This is a genomic window from Bradyrhizobium sp. 134 (assembly GCF_023074155.1).
Taxonomy (GTDB): domain Bacteria; phylum Pseudomonadota; class Alphaproteobacteria; order Rhizobiales; family Xanthobacteraceae; genus Bradyrhizobium.
On record NZ_JADPKX010000045.1, the window covers coordinates 1 to 18,534 of the forward strand.

At 65.1% G+C, this 18,534-nt stretch carries 19 protein-coding genes and 1 pseudogene; 9 read left to right on the plus strand and 11 right to left on the minus strand.

Annotation, left to right across the window (positions count from 1 at the left end; translation table 11 throughout):
* Positions 1-114: sugar phosphate nucleotidyltransferase (locus IVA75_RS14920; protein WP_247290837.1), on the minus strand; the 114-nt coding region annotated here is incomplete at its 3' end.
* A 7-nt stretch (positions 115-121) separates the two neighbouring features.
* A pseudogene (locus IVA75_RS14925) lies at positions 122-387 on the minus strand (UDP-glucuronate 5-epimerase); the annotation flags it as partial.
* Between IVA75_RS14925 and IVA75_RS14930 the strand changes: the two are divergent.
* The 3 genes from IVA75_RS14930 (at position 307) to IVA75_RS14940 (ending at position 2,630) form a co-directional block, all read left to right on the plus strand.
* Positions 307-504 carry a hypothetical protein gene (locus IVA75_RS14930; protein WP_247290851.1) on the plus strand — a complete coding sequence of 66 codons (198 nt, stop codon included), beginning with the start codon at positions 307-309 and terminating at the stop codon, positions 502-504. The pseudogene IVA75_RS14925 and the gene IVA75_RS14930 overlap by 81 nt on opposite strands.
* A gap of 150 nt (positions 505-654) precedes the next feature.
* Positions 655-1,614, plus strand: coding sequence for a lysylphosphatidylglycerol synthase transmembrane domain-containing protein (locus IVA75_RS14935; RefSeq protein WP_027566831.1), 960 nt, complete (start codon positions 655-657; stop codon positions 1,612-1,614).
* Entirely contained in the window at positions 1,611-2,630 is a 1,020-nt protein-coding gene (locus IVA75_RS14940) for a glycosyltransferase family 4 protein (protein WP_247290145.1), read from the plus strand. The genes IVA75_RS14935 and IVA75_RS14940 overlap by 4 nt, the downstream gene beginning before the upstream one ends.
* Here IVA75_RS14940 and IVA75_RS14945 read toward each other — a convergent pair.
* The 6 genes from IVA75_RS14945 to rfaD all read right to left on the minus strand — a co-directional run bounded on the left by IVA75_RS14945 (position 2,618) and on the right by rfaD (position 10,581).
* Entirely contained in the window at positions 2,618-3,565 is a 948-nt protein-coding gene (locus IVA75_RS14945) for an NAD-dependent epimerase/dehydratase family protein (protein ID WP_247290148.1), read from the minus strand. The two genes, IVA75_RS14940 and IVA75_RS14945, sit on opposite strands and share 13 nt — an antisense overlap.
* Positions 3,562-4,782 carry a glycosyltransferase family 4 protein gene (locus IVA75_RS14950; protein WP_247290149.1) on the minus strand — a complete coding sequence of 407 codons (1,221 nt, stop codon included), beginning with the start codon at positions 4,780-4,782 and terminating at the stop codon, positions 3,562-3,564. The genes IVA75_RS14945 and IVA75_RS14950 overlap by 4 nt, the downstream gene beginning before the upstream one ends.
* 2 nt (positions 4,783-4,784) lie before the next feature.
* Positions 4,785-6,698: a nucleoside-diphosphate sugar epimerase/dehydratase gene (locus tag IVA75_RS14955; protein ID WP_247290151.1), complete on the minus strand. Its 1,914-nt coding sequence runs from the start codon at positions 6,696-6,698 to the stop codon at positions 4,785-4,787.
* Between the two features lie 123 nt (positions 6,699-6,821).
* Positions 6,822-8,108: an O-antigen ligase family protein gene (locus IVA75_RS14960; protein ID WP_247290153.1), complete on the minus strand. Its 1,287-nt coding sequence runs from the start codon at positions 8,106-8,108 to the stop codon at positions 6,822-6,824.
* The gene (gene rfaE1, locus IVA75_RS14965) at positions 8,105-9,589 is read right to left on the minus strand and encodes a D-glycero-beta-D-manno-heptose-7-phosphate kinase (protein ID WP_247290155.1); all 1,485 of its coding nucleotides are present in this window, start codon (positions 9,587-9,589) and stop codon (positions 8,105-8,107) included. The genes IVA75_RS14960 and rfaE1 overlap by 4 nt, the downstream gene beginning before the upstream one ends.
* Positions 9,590-9,600: 11 nt before the next feature.
* The gene (gene rfaD / locus IVA75_RS14970; protein WP_247290157.1) at positions 9,601-10,581 is read right to left on the minus strand and encodes an ADP-glyceromanno-heptose 6-epimerase; all 981 of its coding nucleotides are present in this window, start codon (positions 10,579-10,581) and stop codon (positions 9,601-9,603) included.
* Between the two features lie 174 nt (positions 10,582-10,755).
* On the opposite strand from rfaD, the gene waaF reads away from it, so the two are divergent.
* Positions 10,756-11,826 (plus strand): lipopolysaccharide heptosyltransferase II, encoded by a 1,071-nt coding sequence (waaF, locus tag IVA75_RS14975; protein WP_247290160.1) that lies wholly within the window; start codon positions 10,756-10,758, stop codon positions 11,824-11,826.
* Positions 11,827-12,005: 179 nt separating this feature from the next.
* Here waaF and IVA75_RS14980 read toward each other — a convergent pair whose 3' ends face one another.
* Complete coding sequence (locus IVA75_RS14980; protein WP_247290162.1) at positions 12,006-13,043, minus strand: glycosyltransferase family 4 protein; 1,038 nt, start codon at positions 13,041-13,043, stop codon at positions 12,006-12,008.
* 125 nt (positions 13,044-13,168) lie between these two features.
* On the opposite strand from IVA75_RS14980, the gene galE reads away from it, so the two are divergent.
* The 3 genes from galE to IVA75_RS14995 all read left to right on the plus strand — a co-directional run bounded on the left by galE (position 13,169) and on the right by IVA75_RS14995 (position 16,840).
* The gene (gene galE, locus IVA75_RS14985) at positions 13,169-14,182 is read left to right on the plus strand and encodes a UDP-glucose 4-epimerase GalE (protein WP_247290164.1); all 1,014 of its coding nucleotides are present in this window, start codon (positions 13,169-13,171) and stop codon (positions 14,180-14,182) included.
* Positions 14,183-14,300: 118 nt separating this feature from the next.
* On the plus strand, positions 14,301-16,103 hold the full coding sequence (locus IVA75_RS14990; RefSeq protein ID WP_247290166.1) for an ABC transporter ATP-binding protein: 1,803 nt from the start codon (positions 14,301-14,303) through the stop codon (positions 16,101-16,103).
* A gap of 35 nt (positions 16,104-16,138) precedes the next feature.
* Positions 16,139-16,840, plus strand: a complete 702-nt coding sequence (locus IVA75_RS14995; protein WP_027566820.1) for a fumarylacetoacetate hydrolase family protein — start codon at positions 16,139-16,141, stop codon at positions 16,838-16,840.
* A gap of 77 nt (positions 16,841-16,917) precedes the next feature.
* Here the strand turns inward: IVA75_RS14995 and IVA75_RS15000 are convergent, their stop codons facing one another.
* The gene (locus IVA75_RS15000) at positions 16,918-17,376 is read right to left on the minus strand and encodes a nuclear transport factor 2 family protein (RefSeq protein WP_247290168.1); all 459 of its coding nucleotides are present in this window, start codon (positions 17,374-17,376) and stop codon (positions 16,918-16,920) included.
* 129 nt (positions 17,377-17,505) lie between these two features.
* On the opposite strand from IVA75_RS15000, the gene IVA75_RS15005 reads away from it, so the two are divergent.
* Complete coding sequence (locus IVA75_RS15005) at positions 17,506-18,048, plus strand: hypothetical protein (RefSeq protein ID WP_247290170.1); 543 nt, start codon at positions 17,506-17,508, stop codon at positions 18,046-18,048.
* Positions 18,049-18,074: 26 nt separating this feature from the next.
* Complete coding sequence (locus IVA75_RS15010; protein ID WP_247290171.1) at positions 18,075-18,311, plus strand: hypothetical protein; 237 nt, start codon at positions 18,075-18,077, stop codon at positions 18,309-18,311.
* A gap of 20 nt (positions 18,312-18,331) precedes the next feature.
* Here IVA75_RS15010 and IVA75_RS15015 read toward each other — a convergent pair whose 3' ends face one another.
* Positions 18,332-18,487, minus strand: a complete 156-nt coding sequence (locus IVA75_RS15015; RefSeq protein WP_007612486.1) for a hypothetical protein — start codon at positions 18,485-18,487, stop codon at positions 18,332-18,334.
* Positions 18,488-18,534 lie beyond the last annotated feature (47 nt).

The window sequence follows — 18,534 nt, forward strand, 5'->3', positions numbered from 1 at the left end:
CGAGCGGGTGCCGAACAGCGGCAGGAATTGCTTGGGGCGCACCTCGCGCGAAGCCGGCCACAGCCGCGTTCCGGCACCGCCGCACATGATCAGGGGGATAATGCGTTTGTCCATCGTCATTTCAAACCTTGAGGTCGTTCCGATACCAGGTGACAAAATTACGAATTCCGTGCGCGATCGGCGTTGACGGTGCAAAGCCGGCGTCGCGCATCAGATCCTCGACATCCGCGAACGTTTCCAAAAGGTCTCTCGGCAGCAATTCTTTGATCGCCGTCCGACCCAGCCCCTGCTCCAGAATCCGACGACATGCATCAGCTCTTCCGGATGGTGGTTGCCGACATTGTAGACCTTAGACGGCGCATTTGCGGCAGCCGGGTCATCGGCGGGCATCAAGCCGATGAAATCGGCGGCGCCCGTGACCAAAATCGCCTGATCCCTCATCCTGTTCCCAAGGTCTGCTTCGCCCGATCCGTGCTCGATCTTTCGCCCGCGGCGCCTCTTTAGCCTCCGCATCGACGGGGTCGCAATAGCTCCGCTGCCCTGCATGAGGGCTCTCGATCACCGCTATTGCAAGATCGACGCCAAAACCATACCAAAGCGGCCGAATTCGGCGCCTTGCGTCGGGTTGCTTCAACCCTTGTTCATGCGGGCGAAATGCGCCGAATCCTGCTGTCGACGGCCAAGATCCTGATTTCCGGAGCGCTGCTCTACCTGGCGCTGCGCAAGGTCGATCTGTCCGAACTGTTCTCGCGCTTCACCGTGACCAGCCTGTTCTGGATCGGCTTGGCGATCGCCGTCACGTTCCTGCAAATCTTCGTCGGCGTGTTGCGCTGGCGCGAGGTCAGCGCCGCATGCGGCGCCCCGCTCGAGCTCGGCCGGGCCATGCGCTACAACGTGATCGGATCGTTCTTCAACCAGACCCTGCCCTCGGCGATCGGCGGCGATGCGGTCCGGTTGTGGCTCGTCGCGCGCGCCGGCGCCGGCTGGCGCGCTGCGACCTACTCGATCTTCGTCGATCGCGCGATCGGTTTGATCGCGCTCGCGATCATGATCGTCGCGAGCCTGCCCTGGAGCTACAGCCTCATCGCCGATCCACACGGACGCTCGGCGCTGCTGCTCGTCGACCTCGCGGCGCTCGCGGGTGGTCTCGGCTTCCTGGTCTTCGGCGCGCTGAAATGGCACTGGCTGAGAACCTGGTGGGCCACGCATCACATCCACGCCTGTGCCGTGATCGCCAACCGCGTGATCTTCAGCCGCTCGCGCGGACCAGCCGTCGTGATCCTGTCGCTCGCCGTGCATGTGCTGGCCGTCGTGGTCGCCTGGTGCGTCGTGCAGTCGATCGCGGCGCCGGTCGGCTTCAGCGACGTCTTTATGCTGGTGCCGCCGGTGATGCTGATCACGATGATGCCGATCTCGATCGCCGGCTGGGGCGTGCGTGAAGCCACCATGAGCCTCGCGTTCGGCTTCGCGGGGCTGGCCGCCAACGAGGGGGTCAACGTCTCGCTGCTGTTCGGCGCCGTGTACTTCATCGTCGGCGCGATCGGCGGCCTGGTCTGGATCCTCAGCGCGGAGAAAGCCGCGCAGGGATCGGCGCCGCTCGGGGTACCGGAGTGAACGCGGCCGTTGACGCGCTCGGCGCCGTACCCTCGCTGCTTGCCGTTGCGATTGCCGCGCTGGTGTCGGGCGTCATCACCTGGACCAGCCGTCCCCTGCTCCAGCGTTACGCATTGGCGCGGCCCAACGCGCGGTCCTCTCATCGCATCCCGACCCCGCAGGGTGCGGGCATCGCCGTGATATCAGCGACGCTGCTGGTCGCATCAGCCTGGGCAGCCTGGGCGAACATCGCGATTCCGCCGGCGCTGATCGCTGCAACGGTCTTGATCGCCGTGGTCGGATTTGCCGACGACATCAAGTCGCTGCCGGTGCTCGTGCGCCTCGTGCTGCAGGCCGCAGCTGTCGGCGCCGTCGTGTTCACCACGCCCGAAACCGCGCGCATCGTGCCGGCGCTGCCGCTCGCGCTGGAGCGCGGACTCATCCTGCTGGCGGGCGTGTGGTTCGTGAACCTCGTCAATTTCATGGACGGGCTCGACCTGATGACGGTGGCGGAAGTGGTGCCCGTCACCGCCGCGCTGCTGCTGCTGGGACTGCTCGGCGATTTGTCGTGGCCGGCCGCGCTGATCGCCGCGGCGCTGTGCGGCGCCACGCTCGGCTTTGCGCCGTTCAACAAGCCGGTCGCGAAAGTCTTCCTGGGCGATGTCGGCAGCCTGCCGATCGGCCTTTTGCTCGGCTGGTGCCTGCTCGAGCTCGCCTGGCGCGGGCAGCCCGCCGCGGCGCTGTTGCTGCCGGCCTATTACCTCGTGGATTCGACCATCACGCTGTTTCGGCGCATCGCAAGGCGCGAGCAATTCTGGTCGGCGCATCGCTCGCATTTCTACCAGCGTGCCACCGACCATGGCTTCACGGTCTCTCGCGTGATCGGGGAGGTGTTCGCGCTCAATCTCGTGCTCGCGGGACTTGCCATCGTCACCGCTCGCGCCGGCTCGATGACGATCACGCTGACCGCGCTGTCGGCGGGCGCAATCGCGATCGGCATCGTGCTGCGGCGGTTCTCCCGCCCTCAGGCGTCCTGAGCCACCAGCGCCAGCCGCAGCCCCTCGTCGAGAGACACCGGCGGCTGCCACCCGGTCGCGGTCGCCTTGGCGAGGTTGAGCTCGAGCGAGCCGATCAGGCTGTCATGCGTATCCTGCCGGCCCAACAGGCTCAGCAACGTCCCGAGCAGGTCCGGCGGCATGCCGAACAGCCGCGAGCTCTTGCCGGCAGCCTTGGCCAGCCGCTCGATGAACTCGGGCGTCGAGACCTGCTCCCTGTCGGCCACCAGGAAGATCTCGAAATTGCTCGCGGGATCTGGATGAGAGAGCCGGCGCAGGATGAACGACGACAGGTTCTGCACGGCAAGGAAGGCGCGGTGGTTGCGGATCGCGGCAAAGGGCAGCGGCAGCCCGAGGTTCACTGCACGCGTCAGCAGCGCGAAATTGCCCTTGGCGCCCGCACCATAGACCAGCGGCGGCCTGATCACCGAGACCTTCATGGCGCTGTCGCGCGCCAGCGTCTTCAAGCCCGCTTCGGCCGCGGCCTTGGACATGCCGTAGAGACCGCGCGGCGTCAGGACATCGTCCTCGCTGAACGGCCCGCGGCCCTCATTGCTGCGACCGTGCACGAGAACGGTGCTGATGAAAATGAACTGCCGCACGCCGGCCGTCGCCGCGCTGCGCGCCAGGTGCAGCGTGCCGGCAATGTTGACGTTGCGGTAGAGCTGGACCGCATGCTCTTCGTGCTTGTGATGCACCCGTGCGGCGAGATGAACGACGGCGTCGACGCCTTGAAGCGCGGCCTGCCAGTCGGTTTCGGGGCCGATCGTTTCGATCACGACCTCGTCGTCCATGCCTTCCGGTCTGCGGACCGCGCGGCGGATCGACCATCCCTCGCGCGCCAGTGCGGGCACGACGTGACGGCCGACGAAACCGCTCGCCCCCGTCACCAGCACGACTGGCTTGCGCTCGTTCATCGTTGCTCCGGCAGTTCGGGGTTGCGCAACAATTCGTCGGCCAGGGCCGCATAGGCGTTCATCGCGGTGACGCGATCGAACTTCGCCGCCGCCTTCACCGCGCGCTCCGCAAAGGCGACACCGTCGGAGCGAGACGCCGCGCGGATCGCCTCGGCCAGTTGATCGGCGCGGCCCGGCGTCACGACCCAGCCCAGCCCGTTCTCCACCACGGTCAACGCGGCCTCGGCCTCCGGTTCGGAGACCAGCACCACGGGACGGCCGACCGCCAGCAGATTGTAGAACCGGCTCGGCACCGAAACCCCCGCAACGTCCTTCCGGTACGGAATGATCCAGAGATTGGCAGCCGCCAGGAATGGTTCGAGCTCGGCATCCTCGACCCGTCCCACGAAGGAGACATTGGGCAAGTTCGCCTCCGTCTGCAACTGCTTCAACCGCTCGAAGCCGATGCCCCAGCCGGAGAGCAGGAAGTGGATATCAGGCTCGTCCCTCAAAAGACGCGCCGCCTCGAACACGATCTCCGGATCATGGGTGAAGCCGAGATTGCCCGACAGGCCGACAACGAAACCCGCCGAGAGCGCTTTGCGGAACGGATTATCCGCCGTCACCGGCCGGGGTGCGGCCACGAGCGTCGCCCAGTTCGGGATGAAGCGGATCTTGCTCCGCGTCATGCCGGAATAGCTCAGCAGCGGCCGTTCCGCATCGCGGCCGATGGTGATGACGGCATTGAGCGCGCGGAACATCAGGCTGTTGGCGGCGCGCATCGTCATGGTCACGATCGAACCGGGCTTCAGCAGGCCCGCCATCACCAGCACGTCCGGGAAGAGGTCGTGCATGATCAGCGCCGAGCGCGCGCCCTTCAACTTCGCCGCCGCCGCCACCGCGTAAGGCAGCATGAACGGTGCGGTGACGGTGAGCACGACGTCACCTCGCCTCAACTCCCGTGTCAACGCCAGGAACGTGCGCGCCGCGAACAGCAGTTCGGAGGCGCCGCGCCGCACCAGCGCCGCCTTGCCCGCCATGCGGTTCTTGACGGCGACGACCCGCGGCTTGCCCGGGCCGATCTGCGAGGCCGGCAACGCGCCCGATGAGCCCGACAGCACCACGACCTCGTGATCCCCCGCGATGCGGCAGGCGATCTCGGCCATGATCGCCGCCGTCGTGCTCGGATCAGGCGGGTAGTGCTGGCTCGCCACGACGATCTTGCCTCGAGGCTGCATGATCAGGCCGCGGTCGACCCGAATTCCGGAACCGCATCCTTCAGAATGGTCCTGATGGTGGCCCGATCGTCGCGCGCGATCGCCTGCTCCAGCGCCGCAATCCATTTGCGCAGCGTCTGCATCGGCGGCTCGTTCGGCTGCGCGGCCATGATACCGGCGACGCCGATCTCGCGGGTCGGCTCCTCGGAGGCGAACAGGATTTCGTGCAGGCGTTCGCCGGGCCGCATGCCCGTGAACACGATTTCGATGTCGTAGCCGGGTTGCAAGCCCGAGAGACGGATCATGCGCTCGGCAAGATCAACGATCTTCACCGGCTGGCCCATGTTGAGCACGTAGACCGACACGTCCGAACGCTGCGTTCCGAGCGCATGCGTTGCCGCCGTGATGACGAGATCGCAGGCTTCGCGGATGGTCATGAAGTAGCGGACCATGTCGGGATGCGTGACCGTCACGGGACCGCCGGCATCGATCTGGGCCTTGAACTTCGGCACCACCGAGCCGTTCGACGCCAGCACGTTGCCGAACCGAACCGAGATCAGCCGCATCGACCGCCTGGCGCCGCCGTGACCCGCCGCAAGATCATGGTCGAGCGCCTGGCAATACATCTCGGCGAAGCGCTTGGTCAGGCCGAGCATCGACACCGGCTCGATCGCCTTGTCGGTCGAGATCATCACCATGGCTTCGGCGCCGGCACTGTGCGCCGCATCGGCAACGTTGATCGAGCCGAAGATGTTGGTCTTGACGCCCTCGCTCCAGTCGCGCTCGAGGATCGGCACATGCTTGAGCGCGGCGGCATGGAACACGATGTCCGGCTTGAACTCGGCCATCAGGCGCATGATGCGCTCACGGTCGCGGATGTCGGCGATCCGCCCTTCGATCGAAGCAGCGGTGCCGAGCGCCGCGAGCGTTTCCGTGATCGCGTAGAGCGCCGGTTCGGAATTTTCCACGATCAGAAGACGCGCGGCGCCGAACGCGACGACACGTTCGCAGATCTCGGAACCGATCGAGCCGCCCCCGCCGGTGACGATCACCGCCTTGCCCTCGATCAGGGCCTCGAGCCGCGCATAGTCGATCTTTTCGCTCGGCCGCAGCAGCAGGTCCTCGACGGCGACGGCCGTGAGCCGTGGCGTATCGCCACTCTCGAGCGAGGGCATGCGGCTCACGATCACGCCGAGCTTGCGCGCCCGCATCAGGATCGATTCGGGATGGGCCTCCGGCTCGAATGCCGTCGGCGTCATCACAACGCGCGCGATCCCCTTGCCGCGCTTGGTGAAGTCGGCGACGACATCTTCGATGTCGTCGACGCCGCCCAGGACAGGGACGTTGCGGATGGACTGGCCGCGATCGGAACTCGACGGCGAGAGCACACCGACCGGCCAGATGTGCTTGATCGCCCCGCTCTCGATTCCGCGCAACAGCACCTCGGCGTCCGCGGCGCGGCCGATCAGCAGTGTCGGCGCGGCATCTCCGGTGCGGGCGTGACGCCGAACCCGCGTATAGCGGAAATAGCGGTAGGCCATGCGCAACGCGCTGAGGAAGGAGATCTCGATGAACCAGTAGAGGACGATGGTCACCTTGCCGAGGAAGAAGGCGCCGCGGACGTTGGGGGCGACGAAGATGTAGTCGAGCACCAGGAGTGCAACCGTCAGCACGGTCGCGACGCGGATGATGTTCAGCGCGTCGGGCAGCGAAATGAAGCGCCATTTCGTCGTGGTCAGGTTGAAGACGAAGAACACGACCACGCTGAAGGCGAGGAAATAGGGCAAGATCTGGATCAGCAGCGGCAGGCGATCGAAGAAGCCGTCGCCGCCCTCGAAGCGCAGATAGAAGGCGGCGAACAGCGCCGCCGTGGTCGCCAGCAGGTCGTGGAGCGCGATCATGAAATTGCGCAAGGTGAGATGCGAAAGACGCGTCATCCGCTGACCGAAAATCCAGTTAAATGCAACCTGATCGCGCTGATAACCCATCTCGGCCGGACATGCCAGTCAAGGCTTGCCGGTCAAGCTTTGCCGGTCAAGCTTTGCGATCCGGGCGGCCGTTCAGGAACCGGTTACTGTCGCCTTCGCTTCGGCCTGCTGGGCCCGGATCACCATGCCGCCGGCAACGCCGACACCGATGACGTACATCCAGCCCTCGTGGAAGTCGAACAGATGGGAGTTGAACAGCGAGGTGAAGATGTTCTGGACCACGACCAGGAGGCCGACCCAGTTTGCGAGCCCGTCGCCGCGAAACAAGCGCAGATGCAGGATCCAGATGGCGTAGAGAACGGCGACGCCGATGAAGCCCCATTGCACGGCCACGTTCAGCGTCTGGTTATGCGGGTTGCCGATCACCTCGGCGGACGCCAGGTTCTGATCGCCGGGCGTCGCGGCCCGCTCGAACAATCCACGCGTCGAGCCGGTGCCGTGCCCCTTGACCGGCGCCTCCGCGAAGAAGCCGAGGGATTTTCGCCAGAATTCGAGCCGCAACCCGGCCGAGGTCGCCGCGCCTTGTTCGACATAGCGTGTGTAGTCGCTGGCAAAGCTGTCGGCGGTCTTGCGCAATTGCGGCGAGGCCTGCCAGGCGAGAACCGCGCCCACGAGCAGGGCCGCGGAGATGATCGCGATGCTGCGCCATCTCAGATGAAGCAACGCAAACACGCCGAACAGGACCGGAATGGTGACAAGCGCAGTGCGCGACACCACCACGAAGGCCATATTGACGAAGAAGGCGAGCGCAAGCGCCGTGAGCAGCCCTGCGATCCAGTAGCGCTTCTGACGCAGCAACTGCACGATCGGATAGGCGAGCGCGACCGCGCAGAGCGCAAACTCCTGGCTCTGGTCGATGTAGTTCTTGACGAAGATGCCGCGCTCGACGCGGTCGGATTTGAGCGCGAGGTCGGGGTAGAAGGCGACCAGCCAGGACATCACCGACAGCAGCGCGCAGGACACCAGGAAGGCGACGAACACCCAATGTCCGCGCGGCGAGCGCGCAAAATGATAGAGCAGGACCGGCAGCACCAGCAGCTTGACGGTCGGATTGACCGCGTAGAAGCGCGCGCCCCAGGCCGCGTCCGACCACAGCGTCCCGACCAGAGCGAGCAGGACCAGCGCAATCGGCGCCGCGCAGATCGGACGCCTGAGCGATTGCAGGAACTCGCGGACGTCGAGGAACGGCACCATGCAGAGCAGCATCAGGACATTGAATATCGCCGCAAGCGACGTCGACCATGGCAGCGAGGCCGCAGTCAGGATCGCGAACAGATCGACCGTCTCGGACCAAGCCGCCGGACTGCGCAGACGCCGCCACAGCACCTGGCCGGTCGTCTCCCCGGCGAGCGTCGTCACTTGCCCTCTCCCCGCGCGCGATGAACCAGCGCCGTCGTGCTGAAACCCTGGAGAATGTCGACCAGCACCACCGTCCCGCCCGCGGCCTCGACGACCTCATGGCCGACGACCTGCTCGCGGGTGTAATCGCCCCCCTTGATCAGCGCACTCGGCTTGATGCGGGTGATCAGGTCGATCGGCGTATCTTCATCGAAAATAACGACGAGATCGACGGCTTCGAGCGCCGCCAGCACTTCCGCACGCGCTCGCTCGTCCTGAACGGGGCGATCGGCGCCCTTCAGCCGCCGTACCGAAGCGTCGCTGTTCAGCCCCACGATCAGGCGGTCGCAGGCGGAGCGCGCCGCTGTCAGCACCTTGACGTGGCCGGGATGCAGGATGTCGAAGCAGCCATTGGTGAAGCCGACGCGTTGGCCTTGCTTCTTCCATTCCGCGAGCTGCGCGTCGAGCGCGCCGGGCTCGAGCACGATCTTCTCCTCGGCCGCGAGATAGGCATGCGGCAATATCTTTCGCTTCAGCTCGGCCACACTTACGCTGGCGGTGCCCTGCTTGCTGACGGCGACGGCGGCCGCGGCACTGGCCATGCGTAGCGCCGTGTCCCAGTCCGCGCCCGTGGCGAGCGACACCGCGAGCGCCGCGGCAACGGTGTCGCCGGCGCCGGAGACGTCGCGTACCTTGACCGGGAACGCCGGAACGTGAACGGCCTCGCCGTTGCGCGGCACCAGCGTCATGCCGTGCTCGCCTTGCGTGACAAGGATTGCTTCGCAATCGGCGAGCCGCATCACGTCCTCGCTGGCATCGACGATGCTCTGCGGCGTGTCGGCGCGGCTTCGGGTCGCTTCCGAAAACTCCTTGCGATTGGGCGTGAGCAGCGTCGCGCCGCGATAGATCGCCCAGTTCAGGCTTTTGGGATCGACGATCACGGGCTTGCCGAGTTTTCGCGCGGCGTCGATGGTGTGGCGGATAACGCGGGCGGTCAGCACCCCCTTGGCGTAGTCGGACAGCAGCACGATGTCGGCGCGCGCGATCTGCGGCAGGATCGCTTCGATCAGCTTGGTCTCGATCGTATCGGAAGCAGGCTGTGCCTGCTCCCAATCCGCACGCAGCATGTGCGTGGAAAAATGCTCGGAGACGAAACGGACCTTTCGCGTGGTCGGACGCGAGGGATCGCACACCAGCACGCTTTCGATTGCGCCCAGCTCCGCAAGCGTCGAGGCGAGCTGCCTGCCCGCATCGTCCTCGCCGACGAGACCGACGAAGATGCAGCGCGCGCCGAGCGCGGCGACGTTGCGCGCGACGTTGCCGGCACCGCCGATATGGATCTCGCTGCGCTGTGCCGCGATGACCGGCGCCGGCGCTTCCGGCGAGATCCGCGACACCTCGCCATAGACGAACTCGTCCAGCATGATGTCGCCGATGCACAGGACCGTGCGGCCTGAGATGGCTTGCGCGAGGGCATCGAAATCGAGAATGGGCGTCGGCATGGTGATGGGCCTCAGCGGAAGCGGTCGGGCCGGTCGAGATAATCGCCGACATAGGCCTTCACCGCATCCTCGAGCGTGGTGAAACCACCATTATAGCCGGCGCGGTGGAGGCGATCGACCTCGCTCTGGGTGAAGTACTGGTAGCTGCCGCGGATCTGCTCGGGCATGTCGATGTATTCGATGTTGGGCTTGGCGCCGAGCGCGGCATAAGCCGCCAGCATCAAATCCTTGAAGCTGCGTGCCTTGCCGGTGCCGACGTTGAAGATGCCGGACACCGAGGGCGTTGCCAGCAGCCACATGATCACGCGGACGACGTCGTCGACATAGATAAAATCGCGGCGCTGGTCGCCGTCCGTGATGCCCTCGCGATGCGACTTGAACAATTGCACGACGCGGCCCGCTTTGACGTCGTCGAAGCGCCGCGCCAGCACGCTCATCATCGAGCCCTTGTGGTATTCGTTGGGGCCGAACACGTTGAAGAATTTCAGTCCGGCCCATTGCGGCGGCAGCTTCTCGCCCTTCGCGGCGCGCTCGGCGACGGCGAGATCGAACAGGTGCTTGCTCCAGCCGTAGAGGTTCATCGGCCGCAGTTTCTTCAACGCAGCGATCGAAGCATCGTCGTCAAATCCAGCCTCGCCGTCGCCATAGGTCGCCGCCGAGGAGGCATAGATCAACGGCACCGCATTTGCGGTGCACCAGTTCAGGAGGCGCATCGACAGGCGGAAGTTGGTCTCGAACACCAGGTCGCCGTCGGTCGCCGTGGTCGCGGAAATCGCCCCGAGATGGATCACGGCATCGAGCTTGCGGCCCTTCAGCCAGTCCGGCAGCTCGGCCGGCGGCACGATATCCACAAGCTGCCGCTTGGCGAGGTTGCGCCATTTGCCCTCGTTGCCAAGGAAATCGCAAACGACGACGTCGCTGCGGCCGGCCTCGTTCAGCGCGGCGACGACATTCGATCCGATAAAACCGGCCCCGCCGGTCACCAGCAACATTACAACTTCCCTGCCAGATTTTGCCCGCCCGAAGTTTTGCGGCCCCGGTTCTGCCCTAGCGCATGATCCGCAAAAGTGTAAGCGGTTTTGCGATGGCCGCTCGGCTGGCTTTACCTGCCGACCCGGAGCGGCTAACCGAACCGCCACATCAGCGCACCCCGGCCTTATTAACGAATGAACCAAGATTCGCAACTTAGTGGAGAGGCAGATCGGGGCGACACGCGCCCGATCCTGATCGTCCCCTACATGTGGATCGGTGATTTCGTCCGGAATCACACCGTCGTGCGGGTCCTGAACGAGCGCTGGCCGAACCGGCCGGTCGATCTGCTCACGACGTCGCTGTGCGCGCCCCTGGTCGATTACATGCCCGGCGTGCGCCATGCGATCGTCTGGGACCTGCCGCGCGGCCGGCTCGCAGTGGGCCGCCAGCTCGGCCTGGCGAAGCTCCTGCGCGAGCGGAACTACGGCACCGCCCTGGTGCTACCCCGGACCTGGAAGGCCGCCATCGCGCCCGCTTTGGCCGGGATTCCGGAAAGGGTCGGCTTCGTCGGCGAATTCCGATTCGGCCTGCTCAACCGCTGGCGCTGGGGCGAGAAGAAGCTGCCCCGCTTCATCGACAAGAATGCCGCCCTCGCCCAGCCCGATGGCGCCCCGCTGCCGGCGGAATGGCCGGTGCCGCAATTGCGGGTCCCGGCCGAGGACATCGTCCGCTGGCGGCAGGCCAATGGTCTCAGCGCAGGCGCCGCCGTGGCGCTGGCTCCCGGCTCGGTCGGGGTGTCAAAACGCTGGAGCTACTATCCGGAAGCCGCCCGCCTGCTCGCCGAGCGCGGCCTCGAGGTCTGGGTGGTCGGCGGCCCCGGGGAAAAGGGCCTGGCCCACGAGATCGTCGCGGCCGGCGGCGCCGGGGTCCGGGACCTCACCGGCAACGATCTGCGCAACGGCGTGCTGGCAATGGCCGCGGCCGGCGTTGCGATCTCCAACGATTCCGGCCTGATGCACATCGCAGCCGCCCTGGGCACGCCGACCATGGGTATTTTCGGTCCGACCAGCCCCTACCTCTGGGCCCCCCTCAACGGCCTCGCCGCGACCGTGGTGCAGGACAAGAGCGTGCTCTCCTGCCAACCCTGCCAGAGCACGATCTGCAAGATGAACGACCACCGCTGCATGCGAGATATCGCGGCGAGCGAGGTGGTGGAGATTGCGCAGCGGGTGCTGGGTGAGGTGGGGATGCGGGCTTCGACCTGAAGGCCGTCGGGGCTCCGCCGATGTTGACACCATGCCAGTGTTTTGCCCGACGAGTCAAATCGACTTCGTAAAATCAGCAGAACATCGACCCACCGCCAAGCCATTGATTTCATTGTCCGCGGCTACTGTGCAGGGGGTTGTTTTCGCGGTTTTTGTTTTGGTGGCCGTACGACAGGGGTTCAGAGCAGCGGCCGATACACCTCGCCGATCCGCGCTGCCTCGGCATCGAGGCTGAACCGTTCGAGCACCCGTGCCCGCCCGCGTTCGCCCATCGCGGTTGCGACAGCAACATCGCGCATCAGCGGCTCCAGCGCTGCGACCAGCGCATCCACATCACCGGTCGGGACCAGCACGCCGGTCACGCCATCCTCCACCACCAGTTCGGCCGCGCCGGCGCGCGCGGCGACCAGCGCGCTGCCGGCCGCCATCGCTTCGATCAACGTCAAGCCAAAACCTTCGTTGCGCGAAGTGAAGGCGTAGATGGTCAGCCGCTGATACCAGCGCTGCACATCTTCGATCGGCAGCTCGCCAGTGATGACGATGCGCGATTGCAGACCGGCGGCCTCGATCCGTTTCTTCAGGTCGTTTGCAAAAGCGGCTTGCTCGGGTGTGACCTGGCCGACGATAACAGCGGTGAAATCCGGATAGCGCGGCAGCAGGCGGCACATCGCATCGACGAACACATCGGTGCCCTTCTGGGCGCGCACGCGGCCGAAGCAGCCGATCGCGTAGCGGCCCGGCAGCGCAGTTTCCGCGAAGGCAGCAGTGCGATCCGCCGGCGGCGCATAGACGTCGGTGTCGACGCCGTGCGGAATCACGGTCGCCTTCACTTTCAGGAACGAGGCCGAAAGATCTGACGTCGCGATGATTGCGTCCATGCGCCGGATCAGCCAGCGCGTGATCCAGCTATGATGGCGCTGTGCCGCCGAGGTGAAGACGAGCTTGAGCGGCCAACCGAGCGCACGCAACATCACCCCCGCGATCATCTCGTTGTTGCGGCGCGCGTGCCAGATCACCGGCGCCTTGCGGCGCCACAATCTCAGGAGATCGGCACCGTCCTGGCGCGCGATCCCCTCCGGCGCGTCGGAACCGAACCACGCGGCGCGATAGAGCTTTGCCAGCCGCGGCGCCACCATCCGGTTGGTCGCGGTGACCCCGGAATAGCGCCTGTGCAGATTTGGCACGATCACTTCGAGATCGCTTGGGGAATTCGCCACGCCACGCTCCGTTTCGAAAGTCCCTATACGCAACATTAAGCATAGTGACCAGTTCAGCCGCGCCGATACCCACTCTTCACCACGTAAACGTTAGCTTGGAGCGTTGATCGAAGACGGGTGAGATCATGACTGTGCTTGTCACCGGCGGTGCCGGCTATATCGGAAGCCACACGGTTCTGGCGCTGGCGGAAGCCGGCGAGGACGTCGTCGTGATCGACGATCTCTCCACCGGTTTCTCCGCCTATCTGCCCGAAGGCGTGCCGCTGTTCATTGGCGATGCCGGCGACGAGAACCTGCTCGAAGGCGTGATCGCCCAGCACAACATCGAGAGCATCATCCATTTCGCGGGCTCGGTGGTCGTGCCAGATTCGATGCGCGATCCGCTCGGCTATTACCGCAACAATTTCACGACCGCGCGCAACCTGCTCAACGTCGCGGTCAAGCGCGGCATCGACCGCTTCATCTTCTCCTCGACTGCGGCGGTCTACGGCGATCCGGACCAGGTGCCGGTGCCCGAGCATGCGCCGACACGGCCGCTGTCGCCCTACGGTTCGTCGAAGCTGATGACCGAGATCATGCTGCACGACGTCGCCGCCGCCTACGGCATGCAATACGTGACCTTGCGCTATTTCAACGTTGCGGGTGCCGATCCGCAGGCCCGCATCGGCCTCGCCACCGCCGGCGCCACGCACCTGCTCAAGATCGCGGTGGAAGCCGCCACCGGCCAGCGCGCCAAGATCGACGTGTTCGGCACCGACTATCCCACCCAGGACGGCAGCTGCATCCGCGACTTCATCCATGTCACGGACCTGTCGCAGGCGCATCGCTCGGCGCTCGCCTATTTGCGCAACGGCGGCGCCTCGACGACGCTCAATTGCGGCTATGGCCGCGGCTACTCGGTGCTGGAGACCATCGACGCGGTACGCCGTGTCTCGGGCCGCAGCTTCGCCGTGCAATACGCCCCGCGCCGACCCGGCGACATCATGACCATGGTCGCCGACACCAGCCGTATCCGCGGCCTGCTCGACTGGAAGCCGCAATACGACGACCTCGAGACCATCGCAGCCCATGCGCTGGCCTGGGAGGACAAGCTGTTCCGCGAGCGTCACGGCGAGCTCCGCCACGCCGCCTCGGCCTAGATTCCATTCCAGCGCAAGCCCTTAATTGGGCTTGAAAAGCGCTGGCTTAGCGGGCACAGAGGCCATTCGATCCCTGACGCGCGGGCAGGTTTTTTCCTGTGCCGTCAATGGACTGCGGATGGCTCAGTTTCCAAAGAAAATCACCGACAATCCCTATGCGGCTGCGGTGCTGATTCGCCGCCTGGTCACGGAACAGGGGATCATCTACTGGCGGCGCTACCTCGTCGCCTTCGCGCTGATGGCGCTTGCCGCCGGATCGACCGCGGGCGCGACCTACGTGCTCGGCCAGGTCATCAACCAGGCCTATGTCGACAAGAACATCCCGGGCATCGCGATGTTCTCGGGCATCACCGTGATCCTGCTCTTCATCAAGGGCGTGGCGACCTACGGCCACATGGTGATCCTGACCAAGATCTCCAACGCGATCCTCGCCACCAACCAGCGCCAGCTGTTCGCCAAGCTGATGCGCGAGAGCGTCGGATTCTTCTCCGAGCGGCATTCGTCGGAATTTCTAGCGCGGCTGACAGCCGGTGCAAAGTCCATCACTGATGTCCTCAACATGCTGGTCAATGCGGTCGGGCGCGACCTCATGATGCTGGTCGCCATGATCGGCGTGATGGTGTGGCAGGATCCAGTGATGTCGTTCATCGGCCTCGTCGCGGTGCCGCCGGCGATGCTGGTGCTGCGCAAGCTGGTCAAGCGCATCAAGGGGCTCGCCTACAACCAGTTCACCGGCACCGCCGACATCCTGGAGACGATGCAGGAATCGCTGCAGGGCATCCGCACGGTGAAAGCGTTCACGCTCGAAGACACCATGCAAAACCGCATCGACGAGAATATCGCGATCGTCGAGCGCAACGCCAACAAGATGGCCCGCGTCGCCAATCGCTCCAATCCGCTGATGGAGATGCTCGGCGGCTTCGCAGTCGCCGGCTGTTTGCTTTACGGCGGCTACAGCGTGGTCGCGCTCAACGCCACGCCCGGCGCGTTCTTTTCCTTCATGACGGCGTTCCTGATGGCGACCGAGCCGGCCAAGCGGCTGGCGCGGCTCAACATCGACCTCAACAGCCAGCTCGTCGGCGCCCGCATGCTGCTCGAAGTCGTCGACAGCCCTGCGAGCGAGCATTCCGACGACGACAAGCCGGCGCTGAAACTCTCGAACGCACGCATCGAGCTGCGCGACGTCAGCTTTTCCTATCGCAACGGTGAGACCGTCCTCAATCGCATGAGCTTTGTTGCCGAGCCCGGCAAGGTCACCGCGCTGGTCGGCCCCTCCGGCGGCGGCAAATCGACCGTGCTGGGGTTGCTGCTGCGCTTCTACGAGGTGACGCAAGGCGACATCGTGATCGACGGCCAGTCGATCGGCGCCGTCTCGCGAAAATCGCTGCGGGCTCAGACCGCCTATGTCGGCCAGGACGTCTATCTGTTCCGCGACACCATCCGCAACAACATCGCCTTCGGCCGCGCGGGCGCGACCGAAGACCAGATCATCGATGCTGCGAAAGCAGCCTGCGCGCATGATTTCATCATGGGCTTCCCGCTCGGCTACGACACGCCCGTCGGCGAACACGGCACGCAGCTGTCCGGCGGCCAGCGCCAGCGCATCGCGGTCGCGCGCGCGCTGATCAAGAACGCGCCGATCATCCTGCTCGACGAAGCCACCGCCGCGCTCGATTCGGAATCCGAACGGCAGGTGCAGGAGGCGATCGAGCATCTCTGCCAGAACCGCACCACGATCGTGATCGCGCATCGCCTGCACACCATCATGCACGCCGATGCGATCCTGGTGGTCGAGGGCGGCGAGATCGTCGAGCAGGGCCGGCATGACGAGCTGCTCCGCCGCGGCGGGCGCTACGCCTCGTTCTTCCGCTTGCAGCATCACGACGCCGGCGCTCTGGCGCCGATCAGCGCAACCGCATAGAGTTCCCTTCACCTCAAGAGCAGCGAGATCGCACCATGAACGCCGCCTCCTACGTCATCCCGCTTCCGACCCAGGCTTCCCTTCCCGTCGTCGGGGAAAGCGGGCGGTATCCCGTGCGCCGCATCTGGTGCGTCGGCCGCAACTATCTCGAGCACATCCGCGAGATGGGCAATGACGAGCGCGCCCCGCCGTTCTTCTTCGCCAAGCACGCCGACATGCTGGTGCCCGACGGCGCCACCATTCCCTATCCGCCGCTGACCAAGGATTTGCATCACGAGGTCGAGCTGATCGTCGCGATGAAGAGCGGCGGCCTCAACATTCCCGCCGACAAGGCGCTCGACCATGTCTACGGCTATGCCGTCGGCATCGACTTGACCCGCCGCGACCTCCAGATCGCCTCGCGCAAGAAGGAGCGTCCGTGGGAGATCGGCAAGTCGTTCGACTATTCGGCGCCCTGCTCCGCGGTGCAGCCGGCATCGAAGATCGGCCATCCCGCCAAGGGCAAGATCTGGCTCACGGTCAACGGCAAGGAAGCGCAGAAAGGCGATCTCACCGAGCTGATCTGGAACGTGCCCGAGATCATCTGGCAGCTCTCGCAGCAGGTGAAGCTCGCCGCCGGCGACATCATCATGACGGGCACGCCGGCCGGCGTGTCGCAGCTCCAGCCCGGCGACAAGCTCGAATGCGGCGTCGACGGCGTCGGCACGCTGAAGGTCTCGATCGGCCAACCCGAGTAAGGCTCACGGCGGCTCGAACTAAGAAGGCCTCGGGCATGTCCGGGGCCTTTTGCATTTCGCTGGCGGACGATGCCGATCTACCAAGCCTTCACGGGCCGATCGGCGTGGCTTGCCTGCGGCACACCCCGATTGAGCGACATGTGGGAATGCACGCACAGCCAACCATCGCCATGTCTTGAAAACACCATCGTGGCCCGGCCGGGGCGCGGAAACGCGCTGCCGTCGGGATGATAGCCTGTGCTCGTCCACGGCACGATCACGGTCGCCATCGTGCCATCAGACGATGCCAGGATCGAGGCCTGGTCGATGACGAAACGGAAGTCGGCCGTCTTGGGCCAGACGTTATCCCATTGCGTGGTGACCCATTGGTCGAGGCCGGGAATGACGTCGTTGTGCGTGCCGAAGGCCAGCACATCCGGATGGAAGAGCGGCCGCGCCGAAGCATAGTCGACCTCGCGGACATAACCTGCGAACGTCTCCAGCCACGCGCGGAAGAATTGCACCAGCTCAGTGTTCGCAACCGGCAACGGGGCCATTACCTGCTCCATGTTTGATCGCTCAATCAGGCAATCTTGTTGCCATGAGGCGAACCGTCCAGCAAGATATGGGAAGAGCACCGGTGGAGATCGATCGACGAACCGGGCCGATTTCATGGAGCCAGACTCATGAGACGCCTTCTCCTGCTTGCGGCCACGCTTATCATCTCGTGCAACGTTGCCAGCGCGCAATCCGGTCAGCCCTATGCCGGCCTTGAGCAGCGCCCCATCAAGGCGCTGTCGCACCAGCAGATCGACGATCTTCGAGCCGGACGTGGCATGGGCCTGGCGCTTGCCGCCGAACTCAATGGATATCCCGGTCCGAGCCATGTTCTTGAGTTCGGTGACCGGCTTGACTTGACCGCAGATCAGCGCATCCGGGTTCAGCGCCTGTTCGAGGCCATGAAGCAAGAGGCGGTCCCGCTGGGTAACAAGCTGGTCGAGCAGGAAACGGAGTTGGACCGGCTCTTCTCTGCCCGCGTCGTGACATCGGAGTCACTCAAGGCGACCCTCGTTGCCATTGCGGAAACCCAGGCCTTGCTCCGCGAAAGCCACCTCAAATATCATCTGTCGACGACCGCCTTGCTCGATCAGAACCAGATGCAGCGATACGCGGAGCTGCGAGGTTACCAACGCCCCGATAGCTCCGAAGCACACAAGCACCATCACTAGACGCGGTCATCGCAGCCGACAGCACGATGAGGCCGCGCTTCAGGTCAGCGGGCCGGCACCCGCCCCCGGGCTACAGCTTCAACCACATCAATCTCGGCGACAGCACCGAGAAGCTGATGGCGCAGCTCGGCGGCCCCTTCCATGTCGGGCCGAGCGGGCTAGAGAAGACCGATCTCTGGACCTATCACCCATGGCCCTTCTCATTCGAAGTGCAGGCGGACCGTGTCACGTCAATCCGGATCAACGATCCGACCGTTCAGTAATTGATTGTACGCGGCCCTAGTCACGCCCGTGACAGGGCCTGGAGACCCTTGAAGGTCAGGCGCTTGGGGTCGGTGACGCCGGCGAGATACAGGCGGCGGATGAACGCGATGACGGCGTCGCGGTCGCAATCGGTCAACGCGACGACGGCGTCGACCGCGATTCTCTGGGCTTCCATTGGGCTCACCTCGGCCTTGCAAGTAACCCCGGCCGAGACAGGCTAGG